The organism is Streptomyces sp. NRRL F-5122, assembly GCF_001507435.1.
GTDB classification, from domain to species: domain Bacteria; phylum Actinomycetota; class Actinomycetes; order Streptomycetales; family Streptomycetaceae; genus Streptomyces; species Streptomyces lannensis.
The window spans coordinates 415659-435141 of sequence record NZ_LMWH01000228.1; the positions used below are offsets into that span (position 1 = coordinate 415659).

16 protein-coding genes are annotated in these 19483 nt (G+C 72.7%); 7 read left to right on the forward strand and 9 right to left on the reverse strand.

Annotated features, from left to right (window positions below; all coding sequences use genetic code 11):
* Window positions 1-62 precede the first annotated feature (62 nt).
* Entirely contained in the window at window positions 63-2414 is a 2352-nt protein-coding gene (treY, locus tag ADL25_RS22795) for a malto-oligosyltrehalose synthase (RefSeq protein ID WP_059129607.1), read from the forward strand.
* A 114-nt stretch (window positions 2415-2528) separates the two neighbouring features.
* Here the strand turns inward: treY and ADL25_RS22800 are convergent, their stop codons facing one another.
* The 3 genes from ADL25_RS22800 to ADL25_RS22810 all read right to left on the reverse strand — a co-directional run bounded on the left by ADL25_RS22800 (window position 2529) and on the right by ADL25_RS22810 (window position 5137).
* Entirely contained in the window at window positions 2529-2966 is a 438-nt protein-coding gene (locus ADL25_RS22800) for an SSI family serine proteinase inhibitor (protein ID WP_059129608.1), read from the reverse strand.
* Window positions 2963-4288, reverse strand: coding sequence for a M14 family zinc carboxypeptidase (locus tag ADL25_RS22805; protein ID WP_079050523.1), 1326 nt, complete (start codon window positions 4286-4288; stop codon window positions 2963-2965). Before ADL25_RS22805 ends, ADL25_RS22800 begins: the two co-directional genes overlap by 4 nt.
* Before the next feature lie 297 nt (window positions 4289-4585).
* Entirely contained in the window at window positions 4586-5137 is a 552-nt protein-coding gene (locus ADL25_RS22810) for a DUF1707 and FHA domain-containing protein (RefSeq protein ID WP_059129610.1), read from the reverse strand.
* Window positions 5138-5307: 170 nt separating this feature from the next.
* Here ADL25_RS22810 and treZ point away from each other — a divergent pair, with 170 nt between their 5' ends.
* A complete protein-coding gene (gene treZ / locus ADL25_RS22815) occupies window positions 5308-7053 on the forward strand; it encodes a malto-oligosyltrehalose trehalohydrolase (protein ID WP_059129611.1) in 1746 nt (581 codons plus the stop codon).
* Window positions 7054-7098: 45 nt separating this feature from the next.
* Here the strand turns inward: treZ and ADL25_RS22820 are convergent, their stop codons facing one another.
* From ADL25_RS22820 to cyc2, 3 genes are all read right to left on the reverse strand, one after another.
* Window positions 7099-8016 carry an aminoglycoside phosphotransferase family protein gene (locus ADL25_RS22820; RefSeq protein ID WP_059129612.1) on the reverse strand — a complete coding sequence of 306 codons (918 nt, stop codon included), beginning with the start codon at window positions 8014-8016 and terminating at the stop codon, window positions 7099-7101.
* Between the two features lie 100 nt (window positions 8017-8116).
* Window positions 8117-9262 carry an aminopeptidase P family protein gene (locus ADL25_RS22825; protein WP_059129613.1) on the reverse strand — a complete coding sequence of 382 codons (1146 nt, stop codon included), beginning with the start codon at window positions 9260-9262 and terminating at the stop codon, window positions 8117-8119.
* Between the two features lie 456 nt (window positions 9263-9718).
* Window positions 9719-11920, reverse strand: coding sequence for a germacradienol/geosmin synthase Cyc2 (gene cyc2, locus ADL25_RS22830; protein ID WP_059129614.1), 2202 nt, complete (start codon window positions 11918-11920; stop codon window positions 9719-9721).
* A gap of 196 nt (window positions 11921-12116) precedes the next feature.
* Between cyc2 and ADL25_RS22835 the strand changes: the two genes are divergently transcribed.
* Both ADL25_RS22835 and ADL25_RS22840 read left to right on the forward strand, forming a co-directional pair.
* On the forward strand, window positions 12117-12938 hold the full coding sequence (locus ADL25_RS22835; protein ID WP_059129615.1) for an alpha/beta fold hydrolase: 822 nt from the start codon (window positions 12117-12119) through the stop codon (window positions 12936-12938).
* On the forward strand, window positions 12935-14203 hold the full coding sequence (locus ADL25_RS22840; protein WP_059129616.1) for a cytochrome P450: 1269 nt from the start codon (window positions 12935-12937) through the stop codon (window positions 14201-14203). The genes ADL25_RS22835 and ADL25_RS22840 overlap by 4 nt, the downstream gene beginning before the upstream one ends.
* A 3-nt stretch (window positions 14204-14206) precedes the next feature.
* On the opposite strand, the gene ADL25_RS22845 is transcribed toward ADL25_RS22840, so the two are convergent.
* Together ADL25_RS22845 and ADL25_RS22850 are read right to left on the reverse strand one after the other, a co-directional pair.
* Complete coding sequence (locus ADL25_RS22845; protein ID WP_059129617.1) at window positions 14207-15355, reverse strand: damage-control phosphatase ARMT1 family protein; 1149 nt, start codon at window positions 15353-15355, stop codon at window positions 14207-14209.
* Window positions 15348-15923 carry a hypothetical protein gene (locus ADL25_RS22850; protein WP_059129618.1) on the reverse strand — a complete coding sequence of 192 codons (576 nt, stop codon included), beginning with the start codon at window positions 15921-15923 and terminating at the stop codon, window positions 15348-15350. Before ADL25_RS22850 ends, ADL25_RS22845 begins: the two co-directional genes overlap by 8 nt.
* Window positions 15924-16063: 140 nt before the next feature.
* Between ADL25_RS22850 and ADL25_RS22855 the strand changes: the two genes are divergently transcribed.
* A complete protein-coding gene (locus tag ADL25_RS22855; RefSeq protein ID WP_059129619.1) occupies window positions 16064-16987 on the forward strand; it encodes a lytic polysaccharide monooxygenase in 924 nt (307 codons plus the stop codon).
* A 55-nt stretch (window positions 16988-17042) separates the two neighbouring features.
* Here the strand turns inward: ADL25_RS22855 and ADL25_RS22860 are convergent, their stop codons facing one another.
* Complete coding sequence (locus ADL25_RS22860; RefSeq protein ID WP_059129620.1) at window positions 17043-17708, reverse strand: hypothetical protein; 666 nt, start codon at window positions 17706-17708, stop codon at window positions 17043-17045.
* 607 nt (window positions 17709-18315) lie between these two features.
* Here ADL25_RS22860 and ADL25_RS22865 point away from each other — a divergent pair.
* Together ADL25_RS22865 and ADL25_RS22870 are read left to right on the forward strand one after the other, a co-directional pair.
* On the forward strand, window positions 18316-18993 hold the full coding sequence (locus tag ADL25_RS22865; protein WP_059129621.1) for a DUF6230 family protein: 678 nt from the start codon (window positions 18316-18318) through the stop codon (window positions 18991-18993).
* Entirely contained in the window at window positions 18993-19412 is a 420-nt protein-coding gene (locus ADL25_RS22870; protein ID WP_059129622.1) for a DUF6114 domain-containing protein, read from the forward strand. The genes ADL25_RS22865 and ADL25_RS22870 overlap by 1 nt, the downstream gene beginning before the upstream one ends.
* Window positions 19413-19483 lie beyond the last annotated feature (71 nt).

Below are 19483 nucleotides of genomic sequence, written 5' to 3' on the forward strand. Positions count from 1 at the left end.
GGAACACAGCCGGACGGCGCGTCTGTGACAGGAAAGGCGGCAGGGCGGGTACGTAGGTTCCCATGACACCTGAGCGTTCCGCCCCCGCGGTGCCCACGGCCACCTACCGGCTCCAGCTCCAGCCGGAGTTCCCGTTCGGCGCGGCGGAGGCGGCCGTGCCGTACCTGGCCGCACTCGGCGTCTCGCACCTGCATCTGTCGCCCGTGCTCGAGGCCGTCCCCGGCTCGGCGCACGGTTACGACGTCGTCGATCACGCACGGGTACGGGGCGAACTGGGCGGCGAGGCGGGGCTGCGCTCCCTGGCGGGCACCGCGCGGGAGCACGGACTCGGCCTGGTCGTGGACATCGTCCCCAACCACATGGCCGCGGCACCGCAGCACAACCGCGCCCTGTGGGAGGTGCTGCGGGAGGGCCCCGAGTCGCCGTACGCGCGCTGGTTCGACATCGACTGGAGCGCGCAGGGCGGGCAGCTGCTGCTGCCCGTGCTGGCACACCGGCTCGGCGAGGAACTCGGGCATCTCAAGGTGGACGGCGACGTCCTGCGCTACCACGACCATGTCTTCCCGCTGCGCGAAGGCACCGGATCGCTGCCGCTGCCGCAGCTGCTCGACGCCCAGTGGTACCGCCCCGTGTGGTGGCGGCTCGCCCGTACCGAGCTGAACTACCGGCGGTTCTTCAGCATTTCCGAGCTCATCGGGGTGCGGGTGGAGGACCCGGAGGTCTTCGCCGCGACCCACGGCACGCTGCTGCGGCTGCTGGGCGAAGGGGTGATCGACGGCCTGCGCGTGGACCATCCGGACGGTCTTGCCGACCCGGACGCCTATCTGAGCCGCCTGCACAAGGCCACCGGCGGCCGCTGGACCGTGGTCGAGAAGATCCTCGCGGCCGACGAGCACCTGCCCGCCGCCTGGTCGGTCGCGGGCACCACGGGATACGACGCGCTGCGGCACGTGGACGGGCTGTTCACGGATCCCTCGGGCGCCGACGAACTGCTCGGCCACTACCGGCGCGCGGCGGGACCGCCGGACGACCGGGGCGGCCGCTGGGCACCGACCCTGCGGCGGGCCGCGTACGAGGTGGTCACGCACGAACTGGCCACCGAGGTGGACCGTCTCACGCGCGTGGCGGGCCGTCTGTGCGCCGAGTCGCCCGACCCCGCGCTGCGCGACCACGCCTCCTGGGCACTGGGCACCGCACTGCGCGAACTCCTCGTGCGCCTGCACGTGTACCGCCCCTACGCCTCCGTCGGCGCCGCCGCGGTGGTCACCGAGGAGGCCGCGGCCGAGGCCCGCGCCGCCTTCACGGTGCCGGAGGAGGCACATGCCGTGGACGTCGTACGGGATCTGCTGCTGGGGCGCTGGGGCGACGGGCCGCTGCACACCGAGTTCCGGACCCGGTTCGCGCAGACCTCGTCGGCGCTGCGGGCCAAGTCCGCCGAGGACAAGGCGTTCTACCGGTACGTCCCGCTGCTGTCGGCGAACGAGGTGGGTGGCGAACCCGGTGACCCGGCGGTCCCGCCGGAGGACTTCCACGCCTACTGTGCGCGTGTGCAGCGCGACTGGCCCGTCACCGGCACGGTGCTGTCGACCCACGACACCAAGCGCAGCGCGGACGTGCGGGCGGCGATCTCGGTGCTCACCCAGTGCCCGGGGCGCTGGGCGGACGTGCTGGCCGAGGTGACCGGCGCGAGCGGCGGCGCGCCTGACCCGCACCTGGTCTGGGCCGCCTGGCAGACGTACTTCGGTCTGGGGCAGGCGGCCGAGGACCGCCTCACGGGAGCGCTGCTCAAGCACGTGCGGGAGGCCGGACTGCACACCACCTGGACCGAACAGGACCCCGAGTACGAGGCGGCGGTGGAGGCCTTCGTCGCGGGTGGGGCGCGCGGCGCCACAGGACGGCTCGTCCAGCACTTCCGGGACGCGACGGCCCCGCACATCCGGGCCAATGTCCTCGGGGCCGCCCTGGTCCATCTGACGATGCCGGGCGTGCCGGACGTCTACCAGGGCACGGAGGGCGAGTACCGGGCCCTGGTCGACCCGGACAACCGGGCACCGTTCACGCCGCAGGAGGGGTCCTCGGACAAGGGGGAACTCACGAGGGCCGCACTGGGGCTGCGCCGGCGGCGTCCGGAGGTCTTCGGCGCGTCGGCGGCCTACACGCCGCTCGTGGCCGGCGGACCCGGCGCCGGGCACTGCGTGGCCTTCGTGCGCTCCGGAGCGGTCCTCACGGCGGTCACCCGGCTGTCGCTGCGGCTGGCGGAGGCGGGCGGCTGGCGCGACACCACGCTCACGCTGCCACCGGGCCCATGGGTCGATGTGCTCGACCGGGAGCGGAAGTTCGAGGGACAGGTACAGGTGGCGGACCTCTTCGGCCGGCTGCCGGTGGCGCTGCTCGAGCACGTCGGCGGGCAGTGAGGGAGAGAGCGGCACACACCTTCGCCCGCCCGGATCTCCGGTTTCAAGGCCTCCTGCGAGCGCGGCCGCCCGCCCCGGGCGCGGGCAGGCGGCACCTGTGCGCGGGCCGGGGGTTCAGCGCGGCAGACCCGGAACCGACGAGTCCCGGTCCACGAGCGCGAACACCTGCCCGGTGCGCGCCTCGAGGTCGCAGGTGTTGGCGAAGGTGTGGCTGTAGTCGATCTGACGACCGTTCCACTCCCCGCGCGCGGACACCTTCACCGGGGCGTAGATCATCGGGCAGAAGACGTCGCCGGGCGGGATGCGGTCGACGTCGCCCTGCACCGCGGCGAGTTGCGAGCACGCCATGGCGGCCCTCGCATGACCCTTGGGCGGATCGCACGTCAGGAGCGTGCCGCGGATGTCCCGGGACCCCACGTCTCCGTCGGTGACGGTCAGGTAGAGCCAGTTGGCGGCAGGGGACGGCAGGGGAAGAGCCGGGGCCGGGGTCGCGGTGAGCAGGGCGGCAGCGGCGATCAGGGTGCCGCTCAGGGCCAAGGTCGTCTTCTTCATTCCGTATGCATCGGCACCGCGGCCCCCGAACCCCAGCCCGACTCACCCGAATGGGAACGCACGGGCGTGTACGCGGCGGCCAGTTCGAACGCGGCCAGCACCACGCGCGCCTGGTACTCGGCCTGGCGGGCGACCGGGATCCAGCGCGCGCCGTACCCCTCACTGTAGTCGGCGCACCACATGTCGATCAGCGCGTCCAGCTCCGGCAGCACGTCGGCCGCCTCGCGCCCCGCGGCCCTGGCGAGCTGGTGCAGCAGCCCGGCGGTGCGCAGCGCGACCCGGCGGCCGGAGATGCCGAGGGCGGTCAGTCGGGCGGAGTCGAGCGGCGGCAGCCGGCGCCCCCCTGCGGGGTGGGTGTCGGGATCCCAGGAGTCGGCGAGGCCGGGGCCGACCAGTAAATAGTCGTCCACCGGTGCCAGCAGCCGGTCGGCGTCCGGAACATGCGTCAGATGGGGGCGGACGCCCGCCAGGAAGCCTTCCATGAGACGTGTGTCGTCCCTCAGTGTCCGGCTGACGGTCCGCAGCACGGCGGGCGCGTCGGCGGCCGGTGAGCCGTCCTCCACGGCCGCCACCCCCCACATGGGCGCCTCCACGACCGCCGTGACGGTGCCGTAGCGGTGCGGATGGAACCAGGTCGACTCCACGGCCGCCTCCGTGATCGCGGCGGCGAGGTCGCCGCGGCGGGGCGGCGGGATGCGGTAGACGGCGGGCCCGAGGACCGGCCAGTACAGGGTGTCGTACGGGCCGAGTTCGCGGGGGATGCCGAGCCGGGCCGCGGTCTGGGCGAGCCGCTGCGCCATGCCGGGCAGATCGTGGGTCAGTTCGACGAAGCCACCGCCGACGTCGACCCCGTGCAGGGAGCACTGGAAGAACGGCCGCAGCTCGTCCTGGAGGTCGAGCAGGGCGCGGGTCTCGGGCAGGGCGGCACGCTCCGCGCCGTCGGGCAGCCACTCGGGCTGCTCGAGGAACCCGGGGCGGAAGAAGTGCCGGAAGTACCGTCCCAGGGTGTAGGGGCCGGACAGCCAGCCCTCGTTGCGCCGGGCGCCGTCGGGGTCGAGGCACAGCAGCAGGTTCCAGGTCGTGTCGGACCCCGCGCCGAGCCGGGGATCGGCCAGCGCCCGTTCGGCCAGGCGCAGGACGGTGGCGCCGCCGACGGGTTCGTTGGCGTGCGGGCCGGCCACGACGAGGGCGTGGCGGCTGCCGTGCCCCACGGAGAGCAGCCACAGGGGTGTGCCGCCCCGGGACGTGCCCACGCGGCGCAGCCGGGCGTCGCGCGGACGGCGGGCGACGAGCGCGGCCGCACGGGCGCCCAGCTCGTCCACGGTCGGGTAGCGGAGGAGGGGCGGCAGGGCACACCTCCACTATGTGGTGCCGTCGGTTCACCTGTTGTACATGGTGTACGCACAGTCAGTCACGGCTCGGGAGGTACGTCAACACCATCGGCGGCAGCGGCGGACGCCCCGGAGGCAGGCACGGCGGTCGCCCTGCGGACCGCGCTCCGGCGCTGCGGGCCGCACACGGGGCCCGCTCCGGCGCGGTACGGGGAAACAGAGCGTCCCCCGCCGGGCGTGGCGACCGTCCGCACCTGGGACCGTGGTCCCGGCACGGGGACGGGCCGGCTACTCCGTCGACAGCCGGAAGGCCATCGTCCCGAAACCGACCTGGTCACCGTCGCGCACCACCGCGGCACCGATCACCCGGCGGCCGTTGACCGTGGTGCCGTTGGTGGAGCCGAGGTCGCGCAGCACCCACATCCCTCCCTGGTGCCTGAGTTCGGCGTGCACCCGGGAGACCGTCTCGTGGCTGAGCCGCAGACCGTTCGCCGGGTCCCGCCCGATCCGCAGCGGGTAGGGGGCTCCCGGGCTCGGCAGCAGCAGCTTGGGCAGCCGTTCCGCCTGCCAGGCGCGCCGGAGCCGCACACCGAACCCGGAGATCGCCTCGACGGTCCCGAACACCAGCCGCGACCAGCGCTTCTCGGCCGGCAGGTCGGCGATGAGCGCGGCCAGCTCGTGCGGCTGACGGGCCACCAGAGCCAGCTCCATGCGCCGGATGAACGTGTCGTGGGACAGACGTCCCAGCGCGACGCCGTCGCGGAGCACCTTCAGCGCCCGGTCGCGGTCGGCGTCCGAGAGCCGCGCGGGGTACGTGTGGAACTCGAAGGACGACGTCACGCACGTGATTGTCGGGCAGTCGGGCCGGGGTGTCCAGAAAAAGCAAATACGACCGCGTCAACACCAGGGGTGTCCCATGTGCCGAAAGGGTGGATCCGCAGGCGAATTGATCTCGATTGGCGCACCATGGACGGGCTACGTCACGATGAGCAGACGAGGGGGAACCGTCCGTGCAGTTCGAGGTGTGGGCACCACAGGCCGGTCGGGTGACGCTGCACTGCGGGGGCGTCACGAGCGCACTGGTGCGCGATCCGCTGCGGGCCGGGTGGTGGACCGGCGAGGCGGAGGCCGACGACGGCACCCGGTACGGATTCGCCGTGGACGACGGACCCGTGCTGCCCGACCCACGCTCCGGACGCCAGCCGGACGGGCCGGACGGGCCGAGCGCCGTGGTCGACCACGACCGTCACGCATGGCGGACGCAGTGGGCCGGCCGCGGGCTGACGGACGCGGTGCTGTACGAGCTGCACGTCGGCACGTACACCCGTGAGGGCACACTGGACGCGGCGGCCGAGCGGCTCGGACACCTCGCCGAACTGGGCGTCACGCACGTCGAGTTGATGCCGCTGTGCCCGTTCCCGGGGCGACACGGCTGGGGGTACGAGGGCGTGTCGCTCTGGGCGGTGCACGAGCCCTACGGAGGTCCGGAGGCGCTGAAACGGTTCGTCGACCGGGCCCACGCGCTCGGGCTCGGCGTCGTGCTGGACGTGGTCCACAACCACCTCGGCCCCTCCGGCAACCACCTGCCCGCGTTCGGACCGTACTTCACCGAGACGCACCACACCCCCTGGGGCGCCGCCGTGAACCTGGACGCGCCGGGCTCGGACGAGGTGCGCGCGTATCTCATCGGCAGCGCGCTGGCGTGGCTGCGGGACTACCGGATCGACGGACTGCGGCTCGACGCCGTGCACGCGCTGTGCGACACGCGCGCGATCCACTTCCTGGAGGAACTGTCGTCGGCAGTGGACGCTCTGGCCGCCGACGTGGGCAGGCCGCTCTTCCTGATCGCCGAGTCGGACCTCGGCGACCCGCGGGTCATCACCCCGCGCGCCGAGCACGGCCTCGGGCTGCACGCCCAGTGGAACGACGACTTCCACCACGCGCTGCACACCGCGCTGACCGGCGAATCGCAGGGCTACTACGAGGACTTCGCGCGCGCCCCCCTGACGGCCCTGGCCAAGACGCTGGCGGGCGGCTTCTTCCACGATGGGACCTACTCGACGTTCCGCGGCCGGCGGCACGGCCGCCCGCTGGACCGCACCCGGGTCTCGGCACACCGCCTGCTCGGTTATGCCCAGACCCACGACCAGGTGGGCAACCGAGCGCTGGGCGACCGGCTGTCGGCATCCCTCTCCCCCGGCCTCCTGGCGTGCGCGGCGACGCTCGTGCTCACCGCCCCGTTCACTCCGATGCTGTTCATGGGCGAGGAGTGGGCCGCGGGCACACCCTGGCAGTTCTTCACCGATCACACCGATCCCGAACTCGCCGACGCCGTACGCCGGGGCAGGCGCCTTGAGTTCGCCGCGCACGGCTGGGCGGAGGAGGACGTGCCCGACCCGCAGGACCCGGCGACCCGCGACCGCTCCTGCCTCGACTGGTCCGAGCCGCAACGCGAGCCCCACGCACGGGTGCTGGCCTGGTACCGCGAGCTGATCGCCCTGCGCCGCGACCAGCCCGATCTCGCCGACCCCGATCTCGATGACGTCAAGGTCGCCCACGACGAGGACGCCCGCTGGCTCGCCTACCGCCGCGGCGACGTCCGGGTGGCGGTCAACTTCGGCAAGGAGCCGGCCCGTGTCCCGCTCGGCATCACGTCCACGCGCGTACTGGCCGCGTGGGAGCCCGTGCCGCCGCCCGACGAGGACGGTGTGCTGAGCCTGCCGGGCGAGTCGTGCGTGGTTCTGACGCAGGAGTGATACCGGTGCCGTCGGGCCCGGGCGTCATCGCACCCGGGCCCGCCGCTACGGTGCCTCCTCGCCGGGCAGTTCCGTCACCCGCTCCAGCATGATCGATTCCCACGCGCGCAGGACCCTGCCGCGCAGGACCGGCAGCGGGGTGTCGTCGCGGCCGTCGAGCGCGTCGGCGAGGCGTACGAGCGTGTCGCAGCGGGCGAGCCACAGGCCGCGCAGACAGGGACGGGCACCGTAGCCGGCGAGGGTCGCGGCGCGGACCGCGGCGGGGGCTCCCACGGCGGCGGAGAGGGAGGCGATGTCCTCGGCCGGGTCGCCGACGATCGCGTCGGTCCAGCCGAGGACGCCCCGCACCCGCCCGTCGCCACTCACCACGAGGTGCGCCCGCCCCAGGTTGTGGTGCACCAGCACCGCCGCGCCGGACTGCACGCCCAGTTGGCGGGCGGCGGGCGCGGCGAGCTGGGCCAGCCGGGCGGGGTCGAACTCGTCCGCCTCCGCGAGCCGTCCCGCGGCGCTCACGGCGGCCGCGCGCAGCGTCTCCAGCGACCGTGGCGCGACACGCGGGACACCGAGCGTCTCGGCCTGACGGACCGGTACCTCACGCAGTGCGGTGAGCAGCGCCGCGAGATCCGCCTCGCCCACCGCCGAGACGCCCGGCTCCTCGCCGGTGGCACCGGGAAGGCGCGTGTCTAGGGTGTAGGAGAGTCCGTCGGCCCACTCTCCGCGGGCCACGCTCGTCGGCACCGCGAGCGCCACGTGCGCGCGTACGAGGGAGCGCAGCCGCAGTTCCCGAAGCTGGCGCAGGGAGGCCTCGCGGTCGGGGGCCAACCGCAGCACATGGCGCGTGCCGACCCACCATGTGGTCCCGCCCTCCTCGACGGGAGTCACAGCCGCCTGCTCGCCCTCGGGGAGCAGGGAACGGGCCAGCCGGCGTACGGTCTCCGCCGTCGGTGTCGGTGCCTGGGTCATGATCGCGCCGTTGTCGTCTCGGATGCGTGCTGGGGGGCTCCTGGGTGCCGGGTCGGCCGGGCGCCGCCGCGCGGTCCTGCCGCGGCCGGCCTGCGCCGTCTCAGTCGACTATCGCCATCTCGCGGGACGTCTCGTTCAGGCGCCGCCCGCCGTCCTGGGTGACCGCCACGATGTCCTCGATACGGACGCCGAAGCGACCGGGCAGATAAACGCCGGGCTCCACGGAGAAGCACATCCCGGGGACGAGAGGCTGTTCCTCGCCCTCGATCATGTAGGGCGGCTCATGGGTGGTGACACCGATGCCGTGCCCCGTGCGGTGGATGAAGTACGCGCCGTACCCGGCGTCGTCGATGACGGCGCGGGCCGCACGGTCCACGTCCTGACACGCCGCGCCCGGCCCGACCGCCCGGAACCCGGCCTCCTGCGCCGCGCGCACGAGGTCGTGCACCTCGCGCTCCTCGTCGTTCGGTTCACCGACGTGGACGGTGCGGGAGGTGTCGGAGCCGTAGCCGTGCTTGAGACCGCCGAAGTCCAGGACGACCATGTCGCCTCGCTGGATGACGCGCTCGCCGGCCTCGTGATGCGGATTGGCGCCGTTGGGTCCCGAGGCCACGATGGTGAAGTCCACCTGCGCGTGCCCGAACCGCCGCAGCAGACCGGCGAGGTCCTCGGCGACCTCCCGTTCCCTGCGGCCGCCGAAGGCGACCTTCAGGATCTCCTCGTACGCCGCGTCCGCCGCCGTGCCCGCGGCCGCGAGCCGGTCCAGCTCCGCCGCGTCCTTGACGGCCCGCAGCATCGGAAGGGCGCGGGTGAGGGCGACATGGTCGACGTCCGGGAGCCGCTCGCGCAGGCCGAGCAGATGCAGGGCCCAGGCGTTGTCGCTGATGCCGTACCGCCCCCGGGCCCCGAGCAGGCCGGCGGCCGCGTCATAGGGGTCCTTGCCGTCGGTCCAGTCGCGCAGTGTCAGTGCGGGCGCGCCGGCCGCCTCCGCCGCGTCGGGCGCCTCCAGGGTGGGGACGACGAGGACGGGGTCGTGCCCGGCCCGCAGCACCAGCAGGGTGAGGCGTTCGGTCTCCACCGGACGGTATCCGGTGAGCCACACCAGATCGGGTCCGGGCGCGATCAGGAGCCCGGCGAGTCCCGCCGCGTCGGCGGCCTCGGCGGCGCGCCGCATCCGCGCCGCGTAGTCCTCCGCGGTGAAGGGCGTGGGGCCGGCCGTGTCGGGCGGCGCGGGCGTGCCGGTCATCCATACCTCCGCAGGTCCGGATCCTCCCAGGGGCTACGGGCAGCATCCTGCCCCTCCGCCGCGACGGATGCGAGCCGATTGCGGCCATGGCGTCCGGTGGGTGCCGTGGCCGGGTCCTGCCCGCCGGTCACGCCGCGGCGCTCCGCACCTGCGCCGGCAGCCGCTCCGCCGGGGCCGCCGCTCCACATGGGGTCCCGGCGTACGCCGGTTCCGTACGGTGGACCACGCGCGGGGCGGCAGCGGCACGGCGACCGCACCGGGTACGCCGACGGCCGCCGGCACCTCGGCACACTGCGCGCGCACGGGCCGTGGTTCGACGGCCACGACGAGGACGGCTGCTGCGCGTCACGGAATGCCCCGGCCACCCCTTCTTCCCGGCCGCCCGCTCGCGCCCGCACCCGGTCGTGCGGGCGCGAGCCGCGGTGGAGCACGCCGCCGAGGCGGCCCGGGATACGGTCAGCGTGTCACCGGCACCCCCCGGAAGCCGACCGAGGACGCCAGGTCCGGCACGAAACCGTGCACACGGCGGGCGAGGTCGTCCGCACCGTAGCGGTGGCAGCCCCGGTGCCAGTGCAGGATGCCGGACATGTAGTTCTGCAGCTCCAGCACATAGCCCCGAAGGGTCGCGCGTGCCTGTTCGGACAGCTCGAAGTCGCCGCACAGCACGGGCAGTTCGTGGTCGGCGACATGCTGGAACTGCTGCATGCGCTGGGTCATCAGGTCGTTGACGATGCGCAGCGCCGTCGGGTAGTCGCAGCCGAAGAAGTTCTGCACGACCAGCAGGGCGTTGTGGAGTTCGCCCTCGTACTGGATCTCCTTCTGGTACGAGAAGACGTCGTTGATCAGCATCGCGTAGTCGATGGCCGCGTTCTCCAGGGACCGGACCGTGCCGCTGCGGTACACCTCCGGCGGGACGTCGGGGTCGTGGCCCAGGCGGCAGAGGTTCTTGGTGAGGTCGGCGCCGAAGGTGGCGCGGCGCATCTCCAGATAGTCGACCGGGTCCGGGATGCGGTTCTGGAGCTGGTTCGACAGCTCCCACAGCCAGCTCTCGGTCATGGTGTCGACGGCGGCCCGCAGGGTGCGCCGCTGCTCCGGGGTCATCTGCGCGGTGGTGCGGGTCCACAGGTCGATCAGACCGCGCTCCATGCCGTTGGCCGGAAGGGGAGGTTCCTCGTCGTCGACGGGCATGCACGAGGACAGCCGCTCGGTGCACAGCCGGGCCGCCGCGAGATCACGGCGGTGGCCGAAGACCAGCGGGTAGTAGTCGTCACCGTACGTGCCCCAGGCGAGCCACCCGGAGCTGAGGTCCAGCGCCTCGGGGGTGGCGTCCGGGTCCAGGCCCGCCGCGCACAGCGGCAGGTCGTACGCCGCCAGCTTGTCCTCGTCCCAGACCCCCTCCTGGAGCATGCCCATCCGGTGCATCCACGGAGTCAGGCGGCCGCGGGCACCGTCCAGATGCGGGCTGAGCTCCACGTCGTAGGGCATGTGGAAGTCGGGGATCAGCGACGGTCCCACCTGCTGGAAGGGGACATGGGTGTAGGCGCGCAGTCGCTTTGCGAGGGGTGCGTCGGGTCCCCCCGCGGCACCGGCCTCGGCGGCGAGCAGACCGCTCACGTCGGCGGCGGACGTGCCGATACCGGAGAGCCCGAGGGACCGCCTAGTGGTGCGGGCCCCCTTGTTCATGTAGCGGCTTGACCTCAAGTGCCATTCGTGGCCCCCGGACTGCCAGTCCTGAAGGCCCCGTGTGTAGGCCGCGACGGCGGCCACTTCGTCGGGTGCGAGGCCCTTCTCCACGGCGAGGGCGGGCACTTCGGTGAGCGCGGTGTGCTCGAACTGGTGAAGCCGCGAGGTGAGGATGTCGTTGACGGTGTCCGCGGCCTGCTGCGTGGTGCAGCCGAAGAAGGTCTCCAGGACGAGGACCCCGTTGCTCAGTTCACCCTCCTCCTCGACCTCACGCTGGTACGAGAAGAGGTCGTTGCGCAGGTGCACCCCGTCGGAGAACGTCTCCATGAGCACCCGCAGCGGCCGTGACGCGGCCACGGATGCGGGCACCTCGGCGGTCGCGAACTCCACGAGGCCCGCGGACCAGGGGGCGCCGCCCACCTTGCGGCGCATCTCGATGTACTCGACGGGGTTGGCGATCCGGCCTTCGTTGATGTTGGACAGTTCCCACAGCGACTCGTTGAGCAGATGCTCCGTGGCGACCGCGAAGCGCCTGCGCCAGTCCAGGGACATGGCGGGCACCGTGCGCGCCCACAGGTCGGCGAGCCCGGCCTCCACCGGATTCTCGGGCTCCGGCACGGGTGTTGCCAGGTCCGGAGGCATGAACAGGGGCAGCCGGTCCAGATGGGCCCTGCCGCCCTCACGGTCCTGGGTGCGTTTGAAGGCCTCCAGGAAGTGGTCGTCGAAGAAGAACACCCACACGTACCAGTCGGTGACCAGCGAGAGGGCCGGCCCGTCGCAGTCGGGGTGCGTGTACGCGCACAGGAGCCCGTAGTCGTGTGCGTCGAGGTCGGACTGTTCCCAGATGCCGGATCCCTCCAGCATGCCCATCGCGCGGGCCCATTGGGTGGAGTGGGCCCGCGCCTCGTCGACATGCGGGTTCAGCCGTGCGGGGTACGGCATGTAGAAGCGGGGGAGCTCGAACGGCTGCGTCATGGCGGTGGCCCTACCCGTGGCCCCTCGACGGCATCCGCGGGGCGGAACAGGCTCACACCAACGCGTGAATCGGGGGCGCAGGGGTGGAACAGGCACGTTCAACCGGCCTCTCGCCCTGCGAGGCAGGTCCGCGGCAGAGCCCCGGAGCCCCGCACGCCCCCTTGCCGACCCACCTGGCCCGGGCCACCGTGGTCGCATGACCTCCTTCGTGCTGCCTCATGAAGTGCACGGCGACGGCCCCCACAAGGTGTTCGCCGTGCACGGCTGGTTCACCGACCGCGCCGCGTACGCGGCGGTGCTGCCCGATCTCGACCGGGCCGCGTTCACCTACGCCCTGGTGGATCTGCGCGGATACGGAGCCGCGAAGGACGCACCCGGCGCCTTCGGCACCGCGGAGGCCGCCGCCGACCTCGTCTGCCTCGCGGACCGGCTGGGCTGGGACAGGTTCTCGGTGATCGGGCATTCCATGGGCGGCGCGGTGGCCCAACGGCTCCTGGTGCGGGCCCCCGAGCGGCTGCGCCGGATCGTCGGGATCTCGCCCGTGCCCGCCGGCGGGATGCAGATGCCCGCCGACCAGTGGGAGCTGTTCGCGGACGCCGCGCACAAGCCCCAGAACCGGCGCATCATCATCGACGTCACCACCGGCGGCCGGGCGCCAGCGGCATGGCTGGACCGGATGGTGGCGCGCTCACTGGCGCACAGCGACGCCAAGGCGTTCCGGACCTGGCTCGACTCCTGGGCCGGAGAGGACTTCCACACCGAGGTCACGGGTTCTCCGGTGCCCGCGCTGGCCGTCGCGGGCGCCCTGGACCCCGCGCTGACGGCCGGGCTCCTGCGGGAGACCTGGATGCGCTGGTATCCGCACGGCTCGCTCCTCGAACTGCCCTCGGCCGGGCACTACGCGATGGACGAGGCCCCGCTGGACCTCATCCGGGCCGTGGAGGACTTCCTGCGCGCGGACGGGCACCCGGCGGCCGCCGAGCGGGAGCCGGCCGCCGCGGAAGGCTCCGGCGCGTGAGCGTCCGCGAGAGCGCCCCACCCGTACCCGACGTCTTCGATCCCCGCAGGTACGCCCTCGGCGTCCCCCACGCGGAGTACCGCACGCTGCGCGACCACCACCCGGTCGCCTGGCAGGAGGAGCCGGAAGTGCTCGGCTGGCCGGCCGGGCCGGGGTTCTGGGCGGTGACCCGGCACGCGGACGTCACGCACGTCCTCAAGGACGCCGCGACGTTCTCCTCCAGCCTCGGCGCCACCCAGATCCGCGACCCCGACCCCGGCGACCTGCCGTTCATCCGGCGCATGATGCTCAATCAGGACCCGCCCGACCACGGCCGGCTGAGACGGCAGGTGAGCCGGGCTTTCACCCCCCGCCGCGTCGACCGCTTCGCGGCAGGGGCCCGCACCCGGGCCCGCTCCCTGCTCGCCGGCGCGCTCGCGCTCGCGCGCGAGGGCGACGGCGTCTGTGACGTGGTCGCCGCCGTCACCGACGACTACGCCGTGCTCAACCTCGCCGACCTGCTCGGTGTGCCCGAGTCGGACCGCGGCCTGCTCCTGCACTGGACGCAGCGAGTGATCGGCTACCAGGACCCGGACGAGGCGGGCGAGTCCGTGCTGGACGCGGACGGCCGGCCCGTCAACCCGCGGTCCCCCGCCGCGCTGCGCGACATGTTCGGCTACGCGCAGCAGCTCGCCGCGTACAAACGGGACCGTCCTGCCGACGACATCATGACCACGCTCGCCACCGACCCCGAACTCACGGAACCCGAGCTGGAGATGTTCTTCTTCCTGCTGACCGTCGCGGGCAACGACACCGTGCGCGGCGCGGCGCCCGGCGGTCTCCTCGCACTGGCCGAGCATCCGGTGGCGTACCGGGAACTACGCGCCGGGACGCACCGACCTCCCTTGGCGGTCGACGAGTTGCTGCGCTGGCACCCGCCCGTCCTCAGCTTCCGGCGGACCGCCGCCCGGGACACCGAGCTGGCCGGCCGGCGCATCCGGGCGGGTGACAAAGTGGTCGTCTTCCACGCGTCCGCCAATCGGGACGAACGCGTCTTCGCCGCGCCGGACAGTCTGGAGCTGTCCCGCACGCCCAATCCTCACGTCTCCTTCGGGGACGGACCTCATGTCTGCCTCGGTGCGCACTTCGCCCGGCTGCAGCTGAACGTCCTCTACGAGGAGGCCCTACGGGTCCTGCCCACCGCTCCCCGCCCCGCCGCACCGCCCACGCGGCTGGTCTCGAACTTCATCAACGGCATCAAGTCCCTTCCCCTGAGGCTCATTTGATCCTCAGGGCCGCACCTGGATCAGCGCGTGTGCGCCACTGGTGCGCCATCGCTGCTCCTCGGCGGCGACCAGGGCCGCCTCGGTGTCCGGCTCCAGCCCCACGATGACATCGGACTTCAGGGTGCGCAGCGCGGCGACCGGCCCGGGGAACCAGGCCGTCACATCCTCGAACGGTGTCGTCGGCTGATACAGACGGTCGCCCACCAGACGGCGGTAGTTGAGATCGCCCTTGAAGATCGTCAGGTCGGCCGCGGCGAACTCCGCGCGCAGGTCCTCCGGCATGTCCGCGTACGGCAGCGGGGCGCAGGAGAAGGGGTGGGTCCGCACCTCCAGCCGGCCCTCGGCCATCGCCGTCCACAGGCGTTCCCCGGCACCGGCCGCCGCGCCCTTGGCACCGGCCAGCCGACGCACCGCGTCGACGACGTCCGCCGTAGTGGCGTCGGAGATGTAGTAGGGGTGGACCTTCACGTGCAGCAGCGCCCGCCGCGCCCGCCCGTGGCGGAGCAGGTGGTCGAGGAGCAGCAGATCCGGGATCAACTCACGCCCGGCGTTGTCCGCGACCAGGCAGAGCGTGTCGACGGGCAGCAGGGACCAGAACACCTCACTGTCGTCCGCGACGAGCCGGGTGACGGCCGTCGGCGCACCGGGCGCGGAGAGGCGGAAGCCCAGATCGGCGCGGTTGCCCCAGAGCGAGCCGTGGAGCAGCGCCTGCGCCTGCTCGTCGAGGGGCTGCTCCCCGAGCCGGTCCAGCGCCGCCAGCTCCTCGTCCGTCTCCGGCGCGTCGAGCTCGGCGAGCTTGAAGGGGCGGAACGGGTCGATGCCCTGCCAGCTCCCTGGCCCGAAGTAGCCGACGGCCTGGAGGAGCCGGCGGTAGAAGTAGCTCTCGGACCAGAGGAAGGGAACCTCGAACCAGGACCGTCCGAGATACTCCCCCGAACCCCAGCGGGCCCACTGCTCGTCGTCCTCGGTGCCGAGCGGTTCGATGAGGCCCTCGGTGGCACCGGTCAGGAGTTCGTCAAGCGCGCGCCGCCGGCCCGGACCGTACGGGAAGGCGTCCTGCACCGCACGGATGAGCGCGGGATGCCGTGCGGAGAGCACGCCGTGCGGGAAGGAGCCGGGCTCGTCGGCGAGGATCACGGGGGCGTCAGGCATGGTCTCGCTCTCCTCCAGGGCCGGTCAGGATCCCGGGAGGCAGGTCCACGTCCTTGAACCGCTCCTCGAGCTGCTTGCCGTAGCCGGCCTCGGTCCACACGAACTTCTTGAACTGCTCCGGCGTCAGCAGACCCTGCCACGGACCGCCGCCCGGGCAGAACACCGACTCGCACGCGGGGCAGTTGTACGCCGATCGCCACAAGGCGTCGGCACGGGGCTCCCCGGCCGCCACGAGAGCCCGATCGCGGCCCTCCCCCCGCACCACGACGACGGTGCCGACGAACAGGAGCACGGCCAGCAGCGAACCACCGATCGTGTACAGCGGCTTGTCGTTGTCGACCCCGCTGTACGCGAGGGCGACGCCGACGGCGACCATCACCATGCCCTCGACGAAGTGCAGACATCCGTCGAACCGCGAGGAGACGCCCGGAGTGCGGGCCAGCCGGTCCGCCAGGCCCGCACGCATACAGGCCTGGTCGTCGCAGACCTCCGGGACAGCTCGCGCCCCGGCCGAGCCGCAGCCCGGACATATCACCTCAACCGCCTTGGGAGCCTTCTCCGTTGCCATGGGCCTACGCTAACGGCCGGCCGGCGAGCGCCACCGCCGGCCGCCGGGCGTCGTGCTGGGCACCTCGCTGAACACCGGTCACCCCGTCCCCGTACTCCTCGATACGCACCTGCCGCACCTGATGTGCCTGGAGACACCGGATGACCGCACACCGCACCGTCGCCGTGGCCGCCGTCGCCGCGGCGGCCACACTGCTGCCGGCGACGCCCGCACTCGCCCATGGAGCCCCCACCGATCCGGTCAGCCGGGTTTTCGCGTGCTCGCCCGAGGGCGCCGCCCGCGCGACCACCGCGTGCCGAGCGGCGATCGCGGCGAACGGCGCCCCGTTCACCGCCTGGGACAACCTGCGGGTGGCCGGCGTGAACGGCAGGGACCGGCAGCTCATCCCCGACGGCAGGCTGTGCAGTGGCGGACTGCCCGCCTACAAGGGACTCGACCTGGCGCGCCCGGACTGGCCGTCGACCCGGCTCACGCCCGGGAGCTCACTGACGATGGCCTACAGCTCGACGATCCCGCACACGGGCACCTTCAAGTTGTTCCTGACGAAGCCGGGTTACGACCCGACCAAGCCGCTGACCTGGTCCGACCTCCCACAGCGGCCTTTCGCCCAGGTGACCGACCCACCGCTGACCGGCGGCGCGTACCGGATCGGGGCGAAGCTGCCCGCGGACCGCTCGGGCCGCCATGTGCTGTTCACGATCTGGCAGAACTCGAGCACGACGGACACCTACTACTCCTGCTCGGACGTGGTGTTCCCGGCGTCCAGGTCCTCCGGCGGTGCCGGCACCCGGGCCGGCTCCCCGGGTGCCTCCACCGCTTCGGGCACGGCCGGGAGGAAGAAGCCGTCGCACTCGCCCGCCCCCGCCCCGTCGCCGAGCCGGCCCGCACCGAGCACCTCACCGGCGCCTGCCGAGCCGGTGACCTCGGTGCCCGGCACCCCCGCGGCGGCCGCCGCACCGGCTTCCGGCAGCGGCCCGTCGCTGCCAGTGCTGGCGGGCGGCGCCGGAGCGTTCCTGGTGGTCGCCGGGGGCACCGCCCTGGCGCTGCGGCGCAGGCGCGGCTGAGACGACCGCCCCCGGGTCCGCCGGGATCGGAGACGGCCGTCGGGTGCGGTCGGCGTCAGTTGACGAAGACCGCGGGGCCGTCCGTCCCGGCGCTGTCGGTGACCGGGGCGTACTTCGCCGTGAAGTAGCCGTTGGCGAAGCACAGCGACGAGCCGGAGGTCTTGCTGAACCGCTGGCCGGTGAAGGTGATGCTGTTGTCGGTGTTGCTCGCCGCGCCGGTCAGGCCCGGGGCCTGGTAGACGCAGGTGATGGTGCCGAGCAGGGTGCGCAGCTTGACGGTGGTCTGGATGGTGGAGCCGGCCGCCGGAGCGACGTCGATCGCGCCGTCGGAGGCAACCGTGGTGGTGTAGGGCAGGTTGTCGACGGTGATGCCGGTGACGCCAAGGACGCCGGTGACGTTGCTGGTGCAGCTGCTGCTGTCGAAGGTGTGGCCGGTGAGCGACTCGGTGGCGGTGCCGGGCGCCGCCGGGTTGTCGGTGACTGCGGCGGTGAACGTCGACGAGGCGCAGGAGACTCCGCTGGTGCCCGTGGCGCTGGAGTAGAGCGTGGCTGCGGTGCCGCTCGCGAGCGACGCGTTGAGGGTGTCACCGACGGCGACGGCGGTTCCGTCCACTCCACCGGTGGTCAGCACGGTGCCGTCCGCCGAGGCGGGGGACGCCGCGGCCACGGCGAGAGCGGCGGCGACGACGGTGACGGCGAGCAGGGATCGGGGCGTACGCATGGGGGTGCCTCTTCTCCGAAGTGGGGGGTGGTGAGGGTGTGCCGGGGTGCCGACGCCTGCCATGACGCCTTCAGGGCGTGTGACCACGGCAGCGGCATCCGGGCCACCGGGGGGTCCGCGGACGGGAGCACGACGGACTCGCCGGTGTCGCGGGGAATTCCGGATCGCGGTCGGATGTGAAGGATCCGTGCATCGCACCGCACCCGGAAAGGGCGGGGACCGGGAGAGTGACGTGCGCGGTGCGACGGATCCGGCGCCACGGATCCGTTGGGGAAACAGTGGACGTTGTAGACCTGATGCCTCGTCAACGTCAAGGCGCTGAGGGCAAGTTGATGCTCGGCGGGCGGGACGGCGCAGGTCGGCGGTCACCGTCGGGCGGGCCGGAGGGGGCCCCGGAGCACAGGCACCGCACAACCGACACCCTTTTCCCACAACTCTCTTGACCCTTGAATGTAACCACCGGTAACTTCCTCGGCGGTAACTGCCGCGTGGAGCAAGCCCCTGCCCTTGCCGGGAGGCGTGAGGGGCGGTCGCGGCAGCCGCTGTCCGCGCCAGGACAACGTGCCAACGAAGCCCTCATCACATTCGACTGTGCCCAGGAGCAGACATGGCCTCGTCCTCGGATGCCACGGCGTCCCCCGGCCCCACCCCTGAACCCCCGAAGAGCGGTTCCACCGCCGACGGGCCGCCCGCCCGACGCGGGCGGGTCCGCCTGCGCCGCGCCGCCGTGATGGCAGTGCCGGCCACCGCGATCGCCGCCGTTCTCGCGATCATGACCGCCCAAGGTGCGCTGGGTGTGCAGTTCGCCATCTCCGGCATGCCCTTCACGGTCACCGCCGACGACCTGAGCGGTACCGGATTCGAGCAGTTCGGCAACCTCGACAACATGGCGGACGACAGCCCGAACGCCGGTGACACCGGCGGGCAGGTGCTGGTCGTCACTTCCGCGATCAAGGACGCGACACTCGTCAAGCTGTGCCAGAGCGTCGACCTGGGCGGCACCAACCTGAAGATCACCGCGGGTGGCGGCAAGGACAAGGTCATCGCCAGCGATCTGACCACCGACTCCACGGACCTGTCCGGTGACGCCGAATTCAACGGCATCGAGATCGGCAACGACGCCAGTACCCTGACCAAGGCCGGGGTGCAGGGCAACAAGGGCGTCTTCGGCCAGCAGGCGGACACCGTGCACATCGCCCGGCTGCGGCAGACCAACTACGCCACCACAGCAGGCGTCTTCAAGCTGCCCGGGCTCAAGCTCGGCTTCAGCGACACGGGTTGCTGATGGCCGGCCGCGCGAGGACCGCGTTCCGCCGATGGCGGTCGGACCGCCCCTTCTGGGGCGGGCTGCTTCTGGCGCTGGGCGGGGCGGAGATCCTCCTGACGGAGAAGGCGTCGCTCAAGGTGGTCATGCACATCGGCATGCAGGGCCTCGCGGGATATCTGCTGCCCTCCGTGATGCTGGTGTGCGGGCTGCTGATCCTCCTCAGCCCGGCCCAGCGGCTGTTCTGCTCGGTCCTCGGCATCCTGCTCTCCCTGGGGACCTGGCTCACGTCCAACCTGGGCGGTTTCCTGGTCGGCCTGCTGCTGGGGGCCGCCGGGAGCTGTCTGACCTTCGGTTGGCTGCCCGACCAGGAGCCGCGCCGCGGTGTCCTGCGCCGCCGTCGCCCGCGCTCCGCCGCCATGGACTCGGCCAGGTCCTGACACCCCGCGCCCCTCGGCGGGCGGCTCCGGCCGCCCCACCCCTGAACCCCCGAAGAGCGGTTCCACCGCCG